This window comes from Sphingobium ummariense RL-3 (genome assembly GCF_000447205.1).
In the GTDB taxonomy this organism is placed as follows: domain Bacteria; phylum Pseudomonadota; class Alphaproteobacteria; order Sphingomonadales; family Sphingomonadaceae; genus Sphingobium; species Sphingobium ummariense.
The window spans coordinates 77,672-94,893 of record NZ_AUWY01000058.1; the positions used below are offsets into that span (position 1 = coordinate 77,672).

Sequence of the window (17,222 nt, forward strand, 5' to 3'; positions counted from 1 at the left end):
CGTAATTGACGGCCTTGCGGGCCGGATGGTAGCGGTAGCATCCCGGCCGGCGTCATGCCGGCGGAGAGGATGGGAGGCTGACTGACATGATCCGCAAGCTGGCGACGGGCTTGGTCCTCGCGGCGCTCGGCAGCACCGCGCTCGCCGCGACGCCCGCCTATTTCACACGCTTCTCCTATGAAGGGCGCGCGCAGGAACAGGTAAAGGCCGGCCCCGGCGAATATCAGAACCCGATCCTCTCGGGCTATTATCCCGATCCCTCGATCCTGCGGGTGGGCGACGACTATTATCTCGTCAACTCCTCCTTCGCGCATTTCCCCGGCCTGCCGATCTTCCATTCGAAGGATCTGGTGAACTGGACCCAGATCGCCAATGCGATCGACCGGCCGACGCAGCTCGACTTCACCGGCATGCGCACGTCGCAGGCGGTGTTCGCGCCGGACATCAGCTATCACGACGGCACCTTCTACATCGTCAACACCTGCGTCGGGTGCCGCGACAATTTCTTCATCACGGCCAAGAACCCGGCCGGGCCATGGTCCGACCCCACCTGGCTGCCGTTCGAAGGGATCGACCCGTCGATCTACTGGGAAGGGGACAAGGCCTATATCGTCAACAACCGTGCCCCCAACGAGCCGCCCCGCTATGACGGGCACCGGGCGATCTGGATCCAGGAATTCGACTGGCGCAGCGGCAAGATGGTGGGGCCGAGCACCCAGATCGTCAACGGCGGGGTCGATATCAGCAAGAAGCCCGTCTGGATCGAAGGGCCGCACATCTTCAGGAAGGACGGCTGGTATTATCTGACCGCGGCCGAAGGCGGCACCAGCGTCAACCATTCGCAGGTGGTGTTCCGCTCGAAGGCGCTGCTCGGCCCCTATGTGCCGTTCGAGGGCAACCCGATCCTCACCCAGCGCGATCTCGACCCGGCACGGCCCAACCCCATCACCTCCGCCGGCCATGCGGAACTGATCCAGACGCAGAATGGCGACTGGTGGGCGCCCTTCCTCGCCGTGCGGCCCTATGCCGACGACTTCTACAATATCGGGCGCGAAACCTTCCTGCTGCCCGTGACCTGGAAGGACGGCTGGCCGATGATCCTGCCCAAGGGCCAGACCATTCCCTTCGCTGCCAAGGCGCCCAACCTCCCCGCGCTGCCGCGCCCGAAGCTGCCGACCAGCGGCGATTTCGCCTATGTCGACGAATTCGACGGCGACCGGCTGGCGATGCAGTGGATCGGCGTGCGCACGCCCAAGCAGCCCTTCTACGCCGTCAAGGGCGGGGAGCTGGAGCTCGGCAGCGGCGCGAAGCTCGGCGACATCTCCGGCGTGCCCGCCTTCGTCGGCCGCCGCCAACAGCATCACGTCGCCACCGTCAGCACCACGGTGCGCTTCGCCGCGACCAAGGACGGCGACCGCGCCGGCCTCGCCGCGATCCAGAGCGACATGTCCTGGCTGTTCTTCGGCATCGCCCGGATCGACGGGAAGCCCATGATCGCGCTCTATACCCGCGCCAAGGGGCCGGAACAGCTCGTCGCCTCGGCGCCGCTCGGTGCGGCCGGGCCGGTCACGCTCACTATCCGCGCCGATGGCGGCCGCATGGCCTTCGACTATGCGGGGGCAGGGGGCAAAGGCACGCTGAAGGCCGATCTCGACGTGCGCTTCCTCAGCACGCACGAGGCGGGCGGCTTCGTCGGGACGATCATCGGCCCCTATGCCTGGAGCCAGTGACCACCGGCCGGGGCGCTGACCTCGCGGTCGCGCTCGGCCGTCAGCAGCGCCAGGAACGCCTCGGCGGTCGGTGACAGGACGTCGTTGCCGATCAGCCACAGCGACGTCATCACCGGCGTCGTGAAGGATCGATAGACCACATTATCGACCTGCAGCCGCGCCATGGAGCGTGCGATCACGGTCGGCCCGAATCCCGCCGCGACCAGGCCCAGCAGGGTCGCGAAGCTGCGCGCCTCGTGCGCGACCCGGGGGGCGAAGCCGGCCTGCTGGCACAGGGCGAAGAAATGCTCGGTGAAGCCGGCGCCGTTCGGCGCGCCATAGATCACCAGCGGCTCCTCCGCCAGGTCGGCGATACCGGGCGGCGCGGGGCGCTGCGCCAGCGGGTGGTCCGCCCGCAGCGCCAGCACGACATCCTCGCGCAGCAGGCACTGGGCGGTCATCTGCGGCGGCAGTACCGGGCGCTGGAAATCACGCACGATGCCGATGTCCAGCTGCCCGGTACGCACATTCTCGATCTGCTCGTCGCGCGGCTGCTCCTGCAGGATCAGTTCGACCTTCGGGTGGGACTGGCGGAAGCGGTAGAGCGCCCGCGCGATCGGCGCGACGAACGGTCCCGACGCGGTGAAGCCCAGCCCCAGCCGCCCGACCTCGCCGCGTTGCGCCCGTCGCGCGGTCTCGGCGGCGCGTTCCGCCTGCGCCAGCGTCTGCCGCGCCTCCGGCTCGAACAGCCGACCCGCCTCGGTCAGCCGCACGCGCCGGCTGGTGCGATCGAACAGCCGCACGCCCAGTTCCTCCTCCAGCGCACGGATCTGCTGGCTGAGCGGCGGCTGGGAGATGCCCAGCCGCGCCGCGGCGCGGCCGAAATGCATTTCTTCGGCGACGCACAGAAAGTAGCGGAGGTGACGCAGATCCATTGATTAAGTCTTACAACATATTGATTGTGCCATATTATATATTAGACGCGGAATGTCCAAAGGTGCATGGGGCCTCTCGAATGTGACGGTGCCCTTTCGGCTGCTTTCCCCCTAAAAGGCCCGCGGCCTTGCCCCCCTGCGCCTCGAGCCCCCTGCCGAGGGGCATCTTCACATTCACACCTCTTGGCGAGGCATGATGCTATCCCCACATGCGCGGCCGCAATCCAGAACAGATAAGGCGGGAGAGGCTGGGCGAGAGAGGCTGCATTCCTGTACCGGACGGCGGGACCGTCGCGGCGCAGCGAGGAGTCGTGAATGATCGGTATCGTCAAGATTGCGCTGCATCGCCCGCTCACCTTCATCGTGATGGCGATCCTGATCGCGATCGTGGGCATCCTGACGGCGCTGCGCACGCCGGTCGACATCTTCCCCAATATCCGCATCCCGGTGATCGCGGTCGCCTGGCAATATTCGGGCCTCCCGCCCGAGGACATGGCGAACCGCATCATCGGCCCTTATGAGCGTGTGCTGACCACCACGGTCAACGATATCGAACATATCGAAAGCCAGTCGCTGCAGGGCATCGGCATCGTCAAGATCTACTTCCAGCCGGGCGCCGACATCCGCACGGCGACCGCGCAGGTCACCTCCGTGTCCCAGACCGTGCTGCGCCAGATGCCGCCGGGCACCACGCCGCCGCTGATCCTCAACTACAGCGCCTCGACCGTGCCGATCCTCCAGCTCGCCCTGTCGGGCAAGGGGCTGTCGGAACAGCAACTGTTCGACCTCGGCCAGAACCAGGTCCGCCCGCCGCTCGTCACCATCCCTGGCCTTGCCATGCCTTTCCCCTCGGGCGGCAAGCAGCGGCAGGTGCAGATCGACCTCAACCCGCTCGCGCTCCAGTCGAAGGGGCTGTCGGCCATCGACGTCGGCAACGCGATCGCCGCGCAGAACCAGATCAACCCCGCCGGCTTCGTCAAGATCGGCGAAACCCAGTACAGCGTCCGCCTCAACAACGCGCCGACCTCGATCGAGGCGCTGAACGACATCCCGGTCAAGGTGGTGAACGGCGCGACGATCTACATGCGCGACGTCGCCTATGTCCGCGACGGCAACGGTCCGCAGCAGAATGTGGTCCATGTGGAAGGCAGCCGCTCGGTGCTGCTGACGGTGCTCAAGAATGGCGCGACTTCCACGCTGGCGGTGGTGCAGGGCGTCAAGGATGCGCTGCCCCGCCTCGCCGCGACCCTGCCCGACACGCTGAAGATCCTGCCGATCGGCGACCAGTCGCTCTTCGTGAAGGGCGCGGTGCAGGGCGTGCTGCACGAAGGCGCCATCGCCGCCGCGCTCACCTCTCTCATGATCCTGCTGTTCCTCGGCTCCTGGCGCTCGACCGTCATCATCGCGCTGTCGATCCCGCTCGCGATCCTCGCCGCCATCGCCGCGCTCGCGGCCTTCGGCCAGACGCTCAACGTCATGACCCTGGGCGGCCTGGCGCTGGCGGTCGGCATCCTGGTCGATGACGCGACCGTGACGATCGAGAACATCAACTGGCACCTCGAACAGGGCAAGGGCGTGATCGAGGCGATCCTGGACGGCGCGGCGCAGATCGTGACGCCGGCCTTCGTGTCGCTGCTCTGCATCTGCATCGTCTTCGTGCCGATGTTCTTCCTGCCGGGGGTCTCGGGCTTCCTGTTCGTGCCGATGGCGCTGTCGGTCGTGTTCGCGATGATCGCGTCCTTCATCCTGTCGCGCACGCTCGTGCCGACCATGGCGATGTACCTGCTGAAGCCGCATCATGCGGGCGAGGAGGACGAGCATCTGGCCGGCACCGCCGCATCGCGCAATCCGCTGGTCCGTTTCCAGCGCGGCTTCGAACAGCGCTTCGAGAAGGTGCGCGCCGGCTATGTCGGCCTGCTCCAGCGCGCCCTCAATGCGCGCCGTCCCTTCCTGCTGGGCTTCCTCGCCGTGGTGCTCCTGTCCTTCGGCCTGCTGCCGATGCTGGGCAGCAACTTCTTTCCCTCGGTCGATTCCGGCCAGATCGCGATGCACATCCGCGTGCCGGTTGGATCGCGCATAGAGGATACCGCCGCCCGCTTCGACCGCATCGGCCGGGAAGTGCGCAAGATCGTGCCCGCCGACGAGCTGGGACCGATCACCGACAATATCGGCCTGGCGGTCAGCGCCATCAACACCGTCTATAACAACAGCGGCACCATCGGCCCGCAGGACGGAGACATGCTGATCGCGCTCAAGGAAGGCCATCGCCCGACCGACGAGATTGTCGCGACGCTGCGGCGGGAGCTGCCGCGCCGTTTTCCGGGCACCACCTTCTCCTTCCTGCCGGCCGACATCACCAGCCAGATCCTGAACTTCGGCGCGCCCGCGCCGATCGACATCCAGATCGCGGGCAAGAATGCGGCGGCGAACCGCGCCTATGCGCAGAAGCTGATGGCGCGGATCGCCACCATTCCCGGCCTCGCCGACGTCCGCCTGCAGCAGCCCGCGCGCGCGCCGCAGCTCGACGTCGACGTCGACCGTTCGCGCGCCGGCCAATATGGCCTGACGGAGCGCGACGTCACCACCAGCCTCGCGAACCAGCTCGCCGGCACGTCGCAGACCGCTCCCGTCTTCTTCGTGAACCCGGAAAACGGCATCCAGTATCCGGTCGTCGCGCAGGCTCCCGAATATCTGGTGGGATCGCTCAGCGAACTGTCCAACGTCCCGGTCTCTGGCACGGGTGGCGCGGCGGTCCAGCCGCTGGGCGGCCTCGCCACCATCAAGCGGTCGAACACGGTGCCGGTCGTGTCGCACTACAACATCGCGCCGGTGCTCGACATCTACGCGACGACGCAGGGCCGCGACCTCGGTGCCGTGGCGGGCGACATCCAGGCCGCGATCAAGGCGCTGGACAAGGAATTGCCCAAGGGCGCGACCGTCACCATCCGCGGTCAATATGCAACGATGAACACGGCCTTCTCCGGCCTCGGCTTCGGCCTCGCCGGCGCGATCGTGCTCATCTACCTGTTGATCGTCGTCAACTTCCAGAGCTGGGTCGATCCCTTCGTCATCATCACCGCGCTCCCCGCGGCGCTGGCGGGCATCGTCTGGATGCTCTTCATGACCGGCACGACCCTGTCGGTGCCGGCGCTCACCGGCGCGATCATGTGCATGGGCGTCGCGACGGCCAACTCGATCCTGGTGGTCAGCTTCGCGCGGGAAAAGCTCGCCGAGCTGGGCGATTCGACCCGCGCCGCGCTGGAGGCGGGCATGGTCCGCTTCCGCCCGGTGCTGATGACCGCGCTCGCGATGGTCATCGGCATGGCGCCGATGGCTCTGGGCCTGGGCGACGGCGGCGAACAGAACGCCCCGCTCGGCCGCGCCGTGATCGGCGGCCTGATCTGCGCCACCATCGCCACCCTCTTCTTCGTCCCCACCGTCTTCGCCCTGGTCCATCGCAAGCATGGCCAGCGCGCAGCCCCCTTGGAAATGCAGCCCAGCCATGCATGAGCCCCACAGCATCGTTCCTGCCGAATCCGCCCCCGAACCGGCCGCTGCCGGCCCCGACAGCCGCACCCTGAAGCGCGTCGGCATCGGTGCCGCCGTCGTGGCGCTGGCCATCGTCGGCGCGGGCGTCGCCACGCGCATCAGCGCGACCAACGAGCTTCGCAGCACGGCCGCCGAAGCGGCGGTGCCGACCGTTGCCGTCGTCAATCCCAAGGCTGAGGGGGACGGCAATGCGCTGGTGCTGCCCGGCACGGTGCAGGCCTATAACAGCGCCGCCATCTTCGCCCGCACCAACGGCTATGTGCGCAGCTGGCTGGCCGACATCGGCGACCGGGTGCGCGCCGACCAGCCGCTCGCCATCCTCGACGCGCCCGATGTGGACCAGCAGCTCGCCGCTGCCCAGGCCGACTACCAGACCGCCCTCGCCAACCAGCGCCTCGCCGCCACCACGGCGACCCGCTGGCAGGCACTGCTCGCGCAGGACGCCGTGTCGCGGCAGGAAGCGGACGAGAAGGCGGGCGACCTCGCCGCACGCTCGGCGCTCTCCAATGCCGCGCTCGCCAATGTGAAGCGGCTGAAGGCGCTGCAGGGCTTCACCCGCCTGTCCGCGCCGTTCGACGGCGTGGTCACCAGCCGCTCGGCGCAGATCGGCGCCCTGGTCGTGGCCGGCAATGCCGCCGCCCAGCCGCTCTTCACCGTGTCCGACACCCACCGCATGCGCATCTATGTGCGCGTGCCGCAGAATTATTCGGCCTCCGTGCGTCCCGGCATGGCGGCCAGCATCACCCTGCCCGAATATCCCGGCCGCACCTTCCCGGCGACCCTCACCAGCAGCGCCGGCGCGGTCGATGCCCAGTCCGGCGCCGTGCTCGTCCAGCTCCAGGCCGCCAATCCCGACGGCGCGCTGAAGCCCGGCGCCTTCGCCCAGGTCAGCTTCAAGGTGGATGCCGGGCAGGGGAACGGCATGACCCTGCCGAGCAGCGCGATCCTCTACGGCAATGACGGCCCCACCGTCGCGATCGTCGGCAAGGACGGCCGCGTGACCGTAAAGCCGGTCAGCATCGCCCGCGACGAAGGCAGCACGGTGCGGATCGCCGGCGGCCTCTCGCCCAGGGACCGCGTGGTGGATACCCCGCCCGACGCCATCCGCACCGGCGACCGTGTCGAGGTGCAGGCGCCCGCCGCCGGAAGGGGCGCTGCGAATGGCCGCTGAGCGGGCGCTCGCCGCCCTCGCAATGCTGGCGCTGGCGGGTTGCTCGATGGCGCCCGCCTACCAGCCGCCGTCCGTCGCCGTGCCGCAGGGCTTCAAGGAAGCGGAAGGCTGGACCGCCGCCACGCCGATGGACGCCGCCCCGCGCGGCGAATGGTGGAAACTGTTCGGCGATCCCCTTCTCGATGACCTCGAAACGCAGGCCGCCGCTGCCAGCCCCACGCTCGCCGCCGCGCTCGCCCGCTACGACCAGGCGCGCGCCGCGGCCCCGCATCGAACGGTCGGACCTGTCCCGCAGGTCGATGCCGTGGGCGACGCCAGCCGCCAGCGCGTGTCGGGCAACCGGCCGGGCGGCACCGGCCGGGCTTCCACCTATAACGACTTCAGCCTCGGTGCGGCGCTCGACTATGAACTCGACCTCTGGGGCCGCATCCGCAACAGCGTGAAGGCCGCCCGCGCCGACGCGCAGGCGAGCGAGGCCGACCTCGCCTCAGCCCGTCTCAGCCTCCAGGCGGCGGTCGCCGACGCCTATTTCCGGTTGCGCGGCCTCGATGCGCAGGCGGAACTGCTGCGCCGCACGGTGGACGCCTTCGGCAAGGCCTATGACCTCACCGTCCGCCGCCACGACGGCGGCATCGCCTCGGGCATCGACGTCAACCGGGCGAAGACGGTGCTGGAAAATGCCCGCGCCCAGATTTCCGCCGTCGCCAATGATCGCGCCGCCACCGAGCATGAAATTGCTGCGCTGACCGGACAGGTCGCCTCGACCTTCTCGATCGCGCCGCGCACCCAGCCGCTCGTCGCCCCCTCGCTCCCGACCGGCGCGCCATCGGAACTGCTCCAGCGCCGCCCCGACATCGCCGCCGCCGAACGGCGCATGTTCGCCGCCAACGCCCGCATCGGTGTGGCGAAGGCCGCCTTCTTCCCCACGCTCACCTTGGGCCTGAGCGGCGGCTATGAGGCGACGCGCGGCGACCTGTTCAGCGCCTCCAACAGCTTCTGGGGCCTGGGGCCGGCCTCGGCCATCCTGTCGATCTTCGACGGCGGCCGCCGCAAGGCACAGGTGGCGATGTCGCGCGCCGACTATGAGGAACTCGCCGCCGGCTATCGCGACACGGTGCTCACCGCCTTCCGCCAGGTGGAGGATGCGATCGCCGCCAACCGCCATCTCGCCGACCAGACCGCCAGCCAGCGCAACGCCGCCGCCGCCGCCGGCCGCACCAGCGACCTCGCGCTCACCCGCTACCGCGACGGCGCGTCGGATTATCTGGAAGTGGTGACCGCCCAGACCGACGCGCTCGACGCCCAGCAGGCGCTGCTCGCGGTCGAAACGCAGCAGGTCCGCGCCCGCATTGCCCTGGTCCGGGCGCTCGGCGGCGCGGCGGGGTGATTGCCTAGTTGGCGAGCGCCCGCTGCACGACCAGGCCATAGATCGCCGCCAGGTCGCGAAGGTCGGTCAGCGCCACCGCCTCGTCCAGCTTGTGCATGGTCGCGTTGTTCAGCCCGAACTCCACCACCGGGCACAGCCGCGACAGGAAACGCGCGTCCGACGTGCCGCCGGTGGTCGAAAGCTCCGCCTCCACCCCCGCCACGTCGCGGATCGCGCCGCGCACCAGTTCGCTCAGCGCGCCCGGCTCGGTCAGGAAGGGCTCGCCGCTGATCTTCGCCATCACGGTGCCGCGTTCCGCCGCCGCGATCGCGGTGATCCGCTCGACCAGCGCCGCGCCGCTGTGCCGGTCGTTGAAGCGGATGGAGATGCGCGCGCTCGCCTCGGCGGGGATGACGTTGGTCGCCGGATTGCCGACGGTGATGTCGGTGATCTCGATATTGCTCGGCTGGAACCAGTCGGTGCCTTCGTCCAGCACTTCCGCGTCGATGGCGGACAGGATGCGCACCAGCCGCGGGATGGGATTGTCGGCCAGATGCGGGTAGGCCACATGGCCCTGCGTGCCCGGCACGCTGATCCACATGTTCACCGACCCGCGCCGCCCGATCTTGATGACGTCGCCCAGCCGCGCGGTGGATGTCGGCTCCCCGACCAGGCAAAGGTCGGGCCGCAGGCCGTGCGCCGCCATCCGCTCCATCAGCGCCAGCGTGCCGTGCACCGCCGGTCCTTCCTCGTCGCCGGTGATGATCAGGCTGATCGTCCCCGGCAGGTCGTCCGGCAGCTGCGCCAGCGCCGCGACGAAGGCGGCGATCGCCCCCTTCATGTCCACCGCGCCCCGCCCGTACAGCAACTCGCCCCGGATTTCGGGGGCGAAGGGATCGCTGGTCCAGCCGGCGCCAGGCGGCACCACGTCCAGATGCCCGGCAAAGGCGAAATGCGGCCCCGGCCCGGTCGTGCGCCAGGCCAGCAGGTTTTCCACCGGCCCGTCCGGTGCCTCCCCGGCAAGGAACCGGTCGACCGCAAAGCCCAGCGGCCGCAGCATCGCCTCCAGTTCGTCGAAAACTGGCCCCGTCGCTGGCGTTATGGAGGGACAGGCGAGCAGCCTTTCTGCTAAGGCCACGGCATCGGCATGGGTGCTGATCGGGTGCATGGCGCCTGCGTTAGCGAAAGCCAGCTGCCTTTGCCAGCCGCCGCGTCAGGAGGAAGTCATGCCCCGGATCGACCTTGGCACGATCGAACAGGTCAACCGCACGGGCTATCCCGCGCCCTATGCGACGGCGGTGGCGGGACGCTGGGTGCGCCGGCTGGGGCCTGACGCCGGCCTTTCCGATTTCGGCGTCAGTCATGTCGTGCTGAAGCCCGGCGCTGCCTCTTCCCAGCGCCACTGGCACGAGGATGAGGACGAATTCGTCGTGATGCTCTCGGGCGAGGCGGTGCTGGTGGAGGAGGGCGCCCGCACGCCGATGCGCGCCGGCGACATGGCGGCCTTTCCCAAGGGCGAGCCGAACGGCCACCAGCTCGTCAACGAAAGCGGCGCGGATTGCGCCTTCCTCGCCTTCGGCCGCGCCGCGACCAGCGACTGCCATTATCCCGACATCGACATGCACCTGTCGGGCGGCGTATTCCGGCGCAAGGACGGATCGGATTTCTAGGGTTGGAGGATTGCGGATATTCACACCGTCATCCCAGCGAAGGCTGGGATCTCCCTTTTCTTTTCCTCGCATCAGGTCAGAAGAAGAGAGATCCCAGCCTTCGCTGGGATGACGGGAGCTGCCCAAACCGCCATTGCCGCCCCCGCGCTCAAGAGCCATAACCCTCCCCACCAACAAAGGGGACCCCGCATTGCTCGACCGTCGCGCCCTGATCGCCGCCTTCGGCGCCAGCCTCGTTGCCGCCAAGGCGCCGCCGGCCGCTCCGTCGCCCGCGCTCGTCCGCCCGCCGCGCCTGCGCCCCGGCGACACGGTCGGCCTGGTCGAGCCCGCCGGCTTCACCGACGACGCCTTCGACCTCGATCTCGTCAAGGAAACCATCGTCGCCATGGGCCTCAAGCCGAAGGCCGCACCGCATCTGGCGCAGCGCTACGGCTATCTGGCGGGGGAGGATCGCGCCCGCGCCGCCGACCTCAACGCCATGTATGCCGATCCCGAAGTGCGGGCGGTGTTCGCGGTGCGCGGCGGCTGGGGCTGCGCGCGCATCCTTCCCTATCTCGATTTCGACCTGATCCGCGCCCATCCCAAGCTGCTGGTCGGCTTTTCCGACATCACCGCGCTGCACCTCGCCTTCGCCGCGCGCGCGGGCTTCACGACCATCCACGGTCCCAATGCGGCGAGCAGCTGGGGGCGCCTCAGCTGGGACGCTTTCCGCGCCGTCGCCTTCGACGCGCAGACGCCGACCTTCCGCAACCCGCCGGGCACGGAGGACCGCCTGGTCCAGCGCGCCGGCCGCATCCGCACCTTCCGCCCCGGCAAGGCGACGGGCCGGCTGCTGGGCGGCAACCTCACCGTGCTCTGCGCGCTGATGGGCACGCCCTGGTTGCCCGACTTCACCGGCGCGATCCTCTTCATCGAGGAAACCAACGAGGCCGAATATCGCATCGACCGGATGCTGACCCAGCTTGCGCTCGCCGGCGTGCTGGGCAAGCTCGCCGGCGTCGTCTTCGGCCAGTGCACCAGCTGCACCGCGCGCGACGCGTCCTTCGGCGGCTTCACCCTGTCGGAAGTGCTGCAACAGCATCTGGCGCCGCTCGGCATCCCCGCCTTCCAGGGCGCGCTGTTCGGCCATGTCGCCAACCAGTTCAGCCTGCCCGAAGGCGTGCGCGCGGAAATCGACGCGGACGAAGGCACGATCCGCCTGCTGGAACCGGCGGTGGCTTGACGATCCCCATCAGTTGTCGATGCTTTCATCATAGGAAACCGTCAGCGTTCCGTCGATCAGCCGGGCGCTGATGGGCCCGGACAATTGCTGGGCATCGCTGATTTCGAAGACTCGCGTCTTGTCCCCCATGGTGATGTTGGCCTTGAGGGCATATCTGTAGCGCGGCTCCCTCAGGGTCGACGCGGCGGGATAGGGGATGTTCCAGCTGGCCTGGTCCGCGGCCTGTTCCGAAAAATCATGCCTGCCAGCGGTGATGCGGTCGTCGGTTTTGACGGTGTAGGCCATGGCCCAGTTGGTCCAGCCGCGTCCCCGGCAATTCTTCACGCCGAAGGGAAAGCGATCATAGCCCTTGCCCTTGGCCCGCCCGGGCACTTTGATGCAGCTATCGCCGCTCAGCGATGGAGGACCGGCATAGCCGCCGCCATTCTTCCCGGTGATCCGGAACGAATCGATCGATTTCACGAGCCAGGGTGATGGTTCGCAGATCTGAGCGGTGATGTCGCGATCGGCGTCGCAATTGTCGTCGGCGCCGCTTTCATACTGCTTGGACCACCCTTCCGTTCTTTCCACGAGGCTCGTCGGCTCGATCCAGCCCGCCAGCGAAACCCAGCGCCTGGGGGCAAGCGTGACGGCGAGCGACTCCGTCCGCTTTTTGCGTGAGGACGGGCAAAGGAGCAGAAGATTGGATTTCTTCACGTCGATCAGCTCGACCCTGATGCCGACGCTGCGTTCGGAGGCGATGCCGTGCGCCACTTCCCTGGGCACGGCCGCCCGGATTTCCGTGGCGGACCGCGCGATGACGGTCGCCTTCCGACCGTCGATCCAGATCCCGTCCTCGGGGCCGCTCAGGAAGTTGCCGCGCAACGTCACCTCTGCGGTGTCGCGCCCGATCCGGATGCGGTCGGGCTGCAGATAGACGATCCGCGCGGCCTGGCTCCTGCACGGCAGGGAATAGAGCGCGTTGTAGGCTATGATGTCGGCTTCATAGATGGTTTTCCGCGCTTCTGCGGCGGTCTTGCTGGCAATGTCGATCGTGGCCTGCCTGATCTGTTGGGTCAGCCTTTGAGCGTCGCGATACAAAGCCTGCTGTTGCGCATCCATCCGATCGAAGGTCAGGTTCACATTCTTGCCGAAGACGCGATCGATGTCGCGAATGACATTCTGCGCGTTGGCCTGAAGCGAATTGCCAGCTCCCTTGATCGCTTCTCCGGCGGTGGTGATCGCGTTGTTGAAATCGGCCAGCGTGCTTGACAGCGCATTGCTGACCGCGCCGATGGTCAAGGCGGTTGATATGTCCTGCGCGCGCCCATCTGGAACCGCGTGCGCGGCCAGAACGGCGATCACGGCCATGCCGTTCGTGAGTCGGTTTACCCCCATTGCAATTGCCCCCCGCTGATGCCTGGATGACGTCCATGTGCGACCCGGATGTCGAAGGCCGTCTTTGCGGCCATGGGGGACTCCGTCCCATCGCGGTTATACGCATTTCGCCCCCCGGCTGCTCCGGCAGACGCGTCCGATTCGGAGGGAAGACAAGGCGTCGATGAAGCGGCGCCTCTGGTCAGTGCAGCGTCCGCTCCAGCGCAGACAACAACCGCGTGCCCAGCGCGGTCTTCGGCACGAAGGGGGCGTGCGGGAAGCGCCGAGCCAGCCGGTCGGCCGGCGCCAGCCCGGAACAGAAGAGGAAGGGGATGTCGTACCGCTCCAGATCGTCGGCGATCAGCGCCGCGTCGCCGCCGCGCAGCCGCACGTCGAGCACGGCGCAGTCGGGGAAATGATCGGCGATCGCGCCGATGGCGTCGGGCAGGCTCGGATGCGGCCCGTCCACCACATAGCCGCCGTCCTTCAATATCTCCGCCATCAGCGCGCCGACCTGCGGATCGTCCTCGACCAGCAGCACGCGTTCGGGACCGTGCCTCATGTCGGTCACTCCAGCCCGAAATGGGCGCGATAGCGGGCGAAGCAGCGCGCGCCGCAGCGCAGCCGGATCAGCGCGCCCTCCGCCATGGCGGTGGCGCGCGCCGGGTCTTCGGCGACCAGCGGCTCGATCGCCTCGTCGTTCCAGTCGCGGCTGTGCTTGACGTCGAGCACGGCATGGAGGTCGAAATATCGTCGCTCGCCGTCGGTCAGGCCGATGCGGCGCAGCCCGGCCGCGGTGCAGGCCGATCGGCCCGGCGCGGTCAGCTCGATGACGCCCAGCGCGCCGACGCTGTGCCAGGCATAGGCGCGGGACGTCGCCATTGCCGTCATCGCATTGGCCAGCGCCAGGCTTTCCCAAACGGTCGATTCGATCGCCGTCTCCAGCGCCAGCACATCGACCAGCCGCGCCAGCATCGGCCCGTGCATGCCCTTCGCATTGCCGCGTCCCATCTCGTCCCAATAGTTGCGGGCGAGTTCCAGCTTGGCGCGGGCGGGCAGCTTCACCTGGGTATAGGCGACCAGATCGTCGAACCCGGCCTCGCCCGCGGCCTCCTGCCCCAGGAACCAGCGCAGCGCGTCACGATCCGCCTCTTCCGCCAGCCAGGGGAAGAGCGGATCGTTCTGCCCCGGCCCGCTTTCCTTCAACCCCTCGAACCAGGCTATGAAGGCGGCGGGCTCGGTAGGCGCGGCGGCGGCTTCCTCCCGCACCTCGGCGCGCAGTTCCTCCACGAAACCATGCTCCAGCCGCAGTATGCGATGGTCCTGCTCGATGCGCGTGCCCCAGTCGTCCGTGGGAAAGCCGGGCGCCAGGCGCTGCCGGTTCCAGTGGCTCAGCTGCTGCTGGAAATCCTGATTGAGAAACTGGGACGGTCGTTCGATCGCCTGCGGGCGGCTCGCCATGACATCACTCCGGGGTAAAGGGGCTTCACCCTAGAAATGCCCGGGGGCTTCGAGACGTTCCGCGCAATCGCACTGATCTCGATCAGGTTACGATCCGCCAGTGATCCCCGCGCTCAGCTGAGCCGCCGTTCGATTCCCGCGGCAATCGCCAGCAACCGGCGATCCTGCCCGTTGCGCGCGACCAGCATCAGCCCGCCGTCCGAGCAGGGCAGGGATATGGCGCACAGGTCGAAAAAGTTGGCGATCGCCGTGTTGCGCAGCAAAAGCCGGTTCCGATCGACGAAGCGGTCGGGATCGGCCACCTCCGCGATGGTGGGCGCCGGGATGGGCACGGTCGGCAGGATCAGCGCATCGACATCCGCCAGTTGGGCGTCCATCGCGGCGATCAGCTTCGCGCGGTCCGCCAGCATCTGCGCATGCTCCGCCTCCGACACGACGCTGCCCGTCTGCATCCGGGCGTGCACGATGGGATCGTAATCCGCGCCGTGTGCCGCCAGCATGGCCCTGTGCACCTGCCACGCCTCGACCGCGACCAGCGGCGCCTTCGCGTTGACGCGCGCCATGTCGTCGAATTGGGAGTAGGCCTGTTCGCCGATGATGGCGCCCGCCTGTTCCAGCACCGCGGCCTGCATCGTGAAAGACATATCGATATCGTCATCCAACCCGGTCATCGGCAGGCCCAGCGGGATCGTCAGTTTCAGGCCCTTGAGGTCGGCCGGCACCAGCGGGCGGAAGGCATCCCCCGCTAGCACCGCGTCGGCGCGGGCGATGCCGGCGACATCGCGGGCGATCGGCCCGACCGAGTCGAGCGTGGGCGATAGGGGGAAGGCCCCTTGCGTCGGCACGCGTCGCTGGCTGGGCTTGAAGCCGGTCAGGCGGCACAGCGCCGCCGGGATGCGGGTCGATCCTCCCGTATCGGTGCCGATCCCGATGGCGCAGCATCCGTCCGCCACCGCGACCGCCGCGCCGGAACTGGAACCGCCCGGCACGCGGGTCCGGTCGACCGGATTGCCCGGCGTGCCGTAATGCGGATTGGCGCCGACGCCGGAAAAGGCGAACTCGCTCATATTGGTCTTGGCGACGATGACCGCGCCTGCCGCGCGCAGTCGCCGCACCGCTTCCGCATCGGCCCGGGCCGGCGGCGCGCCGGCCAGCACCTTCGATCCCGCACGGGTGGGTTCCCCCGCGACGTCGAACAGGTCCTTGATGCTGACGATTTCGCCGTCCAGCGGTCCCAGCGATTGGCCGGACCGCGCCCGCGCATCGGCCGCATCCGCCGCCGCGCGCGCCTGTTCGGCATAGACGGTCAGGCATGACCGCGCGCCCTCGCCGGCGGGGTCCGCGATGCGGGCCAGCGCCTCTTCCAGCCGCTCGCGGGACGGGCGCTGCGGGTGCAGCGGCGCGGCACTGGTCATGGCACTCCTCCCCACGGCCATCGCGGCCGCCATCATTCCCGTCGCGGCCCGGCGCGAAACGCCCTTATCCGGCATGGGCCACCTTTTCCGCCGCCTCCATCACCCTCAGCACATTGCCGCCGGCCAGCTTGGCGATGTCGGCGTCGCTCCAGCCCCGCCGCATCAGCTCGGCGAGCAGCGCCGGATAGGTATCGACGCCCGACAGCCCCTGCGGCAACGCGCCCACCCCGTCGAAATCGCTGCCGATCCCCACATGGTCGACCCCGGCGATCTTCGCGATATGCTCGACATGGTCGGCGACCTGGCCGATCGTGACGACCGGCTCGGGATGCGCCTTCTCCCACGCCGCCAGCGCCGCCCTGGCCCCTTCGGGATCGCCGATGTGCAGCCCGCCAAAGGGCGGCGCGTTGTTGCGCGTGATCTCCGCGCTGCGGTCCGCGCCCCACACGCGCCGCGCCTCCGACACATATTGCGCGGCGAAGTTCACCATGACGACGCCGCCATTCTCCGCCACCTTGCGCAGCACCGCGTCGGACACGTTGCGCGGCGTGTCGCACAGCGCGCGGGCGTTGGAGTGGGAGAAGATCACCGGCGCCCGGCTCTGCGCCAGCGCGTCCAGCATCATCTTCTCGCTGACATGCGACAGGTCCACCAGCATCCCCAGCCGGTTGAGTTCCCGCACCACATCCTTGCCGAAGGGCGTCAGCCCGCCATGCTGCGGGTCGTCGGTCGCGCTGTCGGCCCAGGCGATGGTCTTGGAATGGGTCAGCGTCAGATAGGATGCGCCCAGGTCGTGATAGGCGCGCAGCACCGCCAGGCTGCCGTCGATCTGCCCGCCGCCTTCGACCCCGATCATCGACGCGATCCGCCCCGCCTTGTGCGCCGCGCGCACCTGCGCCGCCGTGGACACCAGCTGGAAGTCGCGCGGATAGCGCTCCGCCAGGCTGTGGACCAGCGCGATCTGTTCCAGCGTGTCCTTGACCTGCTGCAGCTCGGGCAGGTCCGCCGATACCCACACCGACCAGAACTGCCCGCCGATATGCCCGGCACGCAGCCGCGCGATGTCGGTATGATAGGTCTGCGGGTCCAGATGCGTCAGGTCCATCGACCAGCGCGCCTCCTTCGCCTTCTCCGCCAGCGCCTCGGGCCAGTCATTATGCCCGTCGATCAGCGGCGTCGCCTTCAGCACCCGGTCGATCCGGGCGGCATAGGGATCGGCGGCATAAGCGGGCAGGGCGAGGGCGAGCAGCGGCAGCGCCGCGAGGCGAAGGAGGATCATGGCGGCAGCCTAGTGGGCGCGCAGGAAGAAAGGAAGCGGCCGGGTGCCGACCGGTCGCCCCGCCACCCGGACCGGGCTTCCCGCGCGCC

General features: G+C 68.6%; 13 protein-coding genes. 6 read left to right on the plus strand and 7 right to left on the minus strand.

Features of this window, described 5'->3' with window-relative positions; all coding sequences use genetic code 11:
* Positions 1–86: 86 nt before the first annotated feature.
* Positions 87–1,730 (plus strand): glycoside hydrolase family 43 protein, encoded by a 1,644-nt coding sequence (locus tag M529_RS32750; RefSeq protein WP_021317496.1) that lies wholly within the window; start codon positions 87–89, stop codon positions 1,728–1,730.
* Here the strand turns inward: M529_RS32750 and M529_RS32755 are convergent.
* Positions 1,712–2,644 carry a LysR substrate-binding domain-containing protein gene (locus M529_RS32755; RefSeq protein WP_021317497.1) on the minus strand — a complete coding sequence of 311 codons (933 nt, stop codon included), beginning with the start codon at positions 2,642–2,644 and terminating at the stop codon, positions 1,712–1,714. The two genes, M529_RS32750 and M529_RS32755, sit on opposite strands and share 19 nt — an antisense overlap.
* A 315-nt stretch (positions 2,645–2,959) precedes the next feature.
* Here M529_RS32755 and M529_RS32760 point away from each other — a divergent pair, with 315 nt between their 5' ends.
* Genes M529_RS32760 through M529_RS32770 form a run of 3 tightly spaced genes read left to right on the plus strand, consistent with a single transcriptional unit; the run spans position 2,960 to position 8,751 of the window.
* The gene (locus tag M529_RS32760) at positions 2,960–6,154 is read left to right on the plus strand and encodes an efflux RND transporter permease subunit (RefSeq protein WP_021317498.1); all 3,195 of its coding nucleotides are present in this window, start codon (positions 2,960–2,962) and stop codon (positions 6,152–6,154) included.
* Positions 6,147–7,364: an efflux RND transporter periplasmic adaptor subunit gene (locus M529_RS32765; protein ID WP_021317499.1), complete on the plus strand. Its 1,218-nt coding sequence runs from the start codon at positions 6,147–6,149 to the stop codon at positions 7,362–7,364. The genes M529_RS32760 and M529_RS32765 overlap by 8 nt, the downstream gene beginning before the upstream one ends.
* Positions 7,354–8,751 (plus strand): efflux transporter outer membrane subunit, encoded by a 1,398-nt coding sequence (locus tag M529_RS32770; protein WP_021317500.1) that lies wholly within the window; start codon positions 7,354–7,356, stop codon positions 8,749–8,751. Before M529_RS32765 ends, M529_RS32770 begins: the two co-directional genes overlap by 11 nt.
* Before the next feature lie 4 nt (positions 8,752–8,755).
* Here M529_RS32770 and dapE read toward each other — a convergent pair whose 3' ends face one another.
* Positions 8,756–9,898, minus strand: a complete 1,143-nt coding sequence (gene dapE / locus M529_RS32775) for a succinyl-diaminopimelate desuccinylase (protein ID WP_021317501.1) — start codon at positions 9,896–9,898, stop codon at positions 8,756–8,758.
* Between the two features lie 58 nt (positions 9,899–9,956).
* Between dapE and M529_RS32780 the strand changes: the two genes are divergently transcribed.
* Together M529_RS32780 and M529_RS32785 are read left to right on the plus strand one after the other, a co-directional pair.
* Positions 9,957–10,400 carry a cupin domain-containing protein gene (locus M529_RS32780; RefSeq protein ID WP_021317502.1) on the plus strand — a complete coding sequence of 148 codons (444 nt, stop codon included), beginning with the start codon at positions 9,957–9,959 and terminating at the stop codon, positions 10,398–10,400.
* Between the two features lie 190 nt (positions 10,401–10,590).
* Positions 10,591–11,622 carry a S66 peptidase family protein gene (locus tag M529_RS32785; protein ID WP_021317503.1) on the plus strand — a complete coding sequence of 344 codons (1,032 nt, stop codon included), beginning with the start codon at positions 10,591–10,593 and terminating at the stop codon, positions 11,620–11,622.
* Positions 11,623–11,631: 9 nt separating this feature from the next.
* On the opposite strand, the gene M529_RS32790 is transcribed toward M529_RS32785, so the two are convergent.
* The 5 genes from M529_RS32790 to M529_RS32810 all read right to left on the minus strand — a co-directional run bounded on the left by M529_RS32790 (position 11,632) and on the right by M529_RS32810 (position 17,133).
* Positions 11,632–12,966 (minus strand): hypothetical protein, encoded by a 1,335-nt coding sequence (locus M529_RS32790; RefSeq protein ID WP_152522557.1) that lies wholly within the window; start codon positions 12,964–12,966, stop codon positions 11,632–11,634.
* Between the two features lie 214 nt (positions 12,967–13,180).
* Positions 13,181–13,540 (minus strand): response regulator, encoded by a 360-nt coding sequence (locus tag M529_RS32795; protein ID WP_021317505.1) that lies wholly within the window; start codon positions 13,538–13,540, stop codon positions 13,181–13,183.
* A 5-nt stretch (positions 13,541–13,545) separates the two neighbouring features.
* Entirely contained in the window at positions 13,546–14,439 is an 894-nt protein-coding gene (locus M529_RS32800) for an iron-containing redox enzyme family protein (RefSeq protein WP_021317506.1), read from the minus strand.
* A 113-nt stretch (positions 14,440–14,552) separates the two neighbouring features.
* Positions 14,553–15,854, minus strand: a complete 1,302-nt coding sequence (locus tag M529_RS32805) for an amidase (protein ID WP_152522558.1) — start codon at positions 15,852–15,854, stop codon at positions 14,553–14,555.
* Positions 15,855–15,918: 64 nt separating this feature from the next.
* Positions 15,919–17,133 carry a dipeptidase gene (locus M529_RS32810; protein WP_021317508.1) on the minus strand — a complete coding sequence of 405 codons (1,215 nt, stop codon included), beginning with the start codon at positions 17,131–17,133 and terminating at the stop codon, positions 15,919–15,921.
* Positions 17,134–17,222 lie beyond the last annotated feature (89 nt).

What these genes read in the sequence shown, in the direction of transcription:
- M529_RS32750 (WP_021317496.1), top strand. Translation starts at nt 87, where the DNA reads ATGATCCGCAAGCTGGCGACGGGCTTGGTCCTCGCGGCGCTCGGCAGC.
- M529_RS32755 (WP_021317497.1), bottom strand. Translation starts at nt 2,644, where the DNA reads ATGGATCTGCGTCACCTCCGCTACTTTCTGTGCGTCGCCGAAGAAATG.
- M529_RS32760 (WP_021317498.1), top strand. Translation starts at nt 2,960, where the DNA reads ATGATCGGTATCGTCAAGATTGCGCTGCATCGCCCGCTCACCTTCATC.
- M529_RS32765 (WP_021317499.1), top strand. Translation starts at nt 6,147, where the DNA reads ATGCATGAGCCCCACAGCATCGTTCCTGCCGAATCCGCCCCCGAACCG.
- M529_RS32770 (WP_021317500.1), top strand. Translation starts at nt 7,354, where the DNA reads ATGGCCGCTGAGCGGGCGCTCGCCGCCCTCGCAATGCTGGCGCTGGCG.
- dapE (WP_021317501.1), bottom strand. Translation starts at nt 9,898, where the DNA reads ATGCACCCGATCAGCACCCATGCCGATGCCGTGGCCTTAGCAGAAAGG.
- M529_RS32780 (WP_021317502.1), top strand. Translation starts at nt 9,957, where the DNA reads ATGCCCCGGATCGACCTTGGCACGATCGAACAGGTCAACCGCACGGGC.
- M529_RS32795 (WP_021317505.1), bottom strand. Translation starts at nt 13,540, where the DNA reads ATGAGGCACGGTCCCGAACGCGTGCTGCTGGTCGAGGACGATCCGCAG.
- M529_RS32800 (WP_021317506.1), bottom strand. Translation starts at nt 14,439, where the DNA reads ATGGCGAGCCGCCCGCAGGCGATCGAACGACCGTCCCAGTTTCTCAAT.
- M529_RS32805 (WP_152522558.1), bottom strand. Translation starts at nt 15,854, where the DNA reads ATGACCAGTGCCGCGCCGCTGCACCCGCAGCGCCCGTCCCGCGAGCGG.
- M529_RS32810 (WP_021317508.1), bottom strand. Translation starts at nt 17,133, where the DNA reads ATGATCCTCCTTCGCCTCGCGGCGCTGCCGCTGCTCGCCCTCGCCCTG.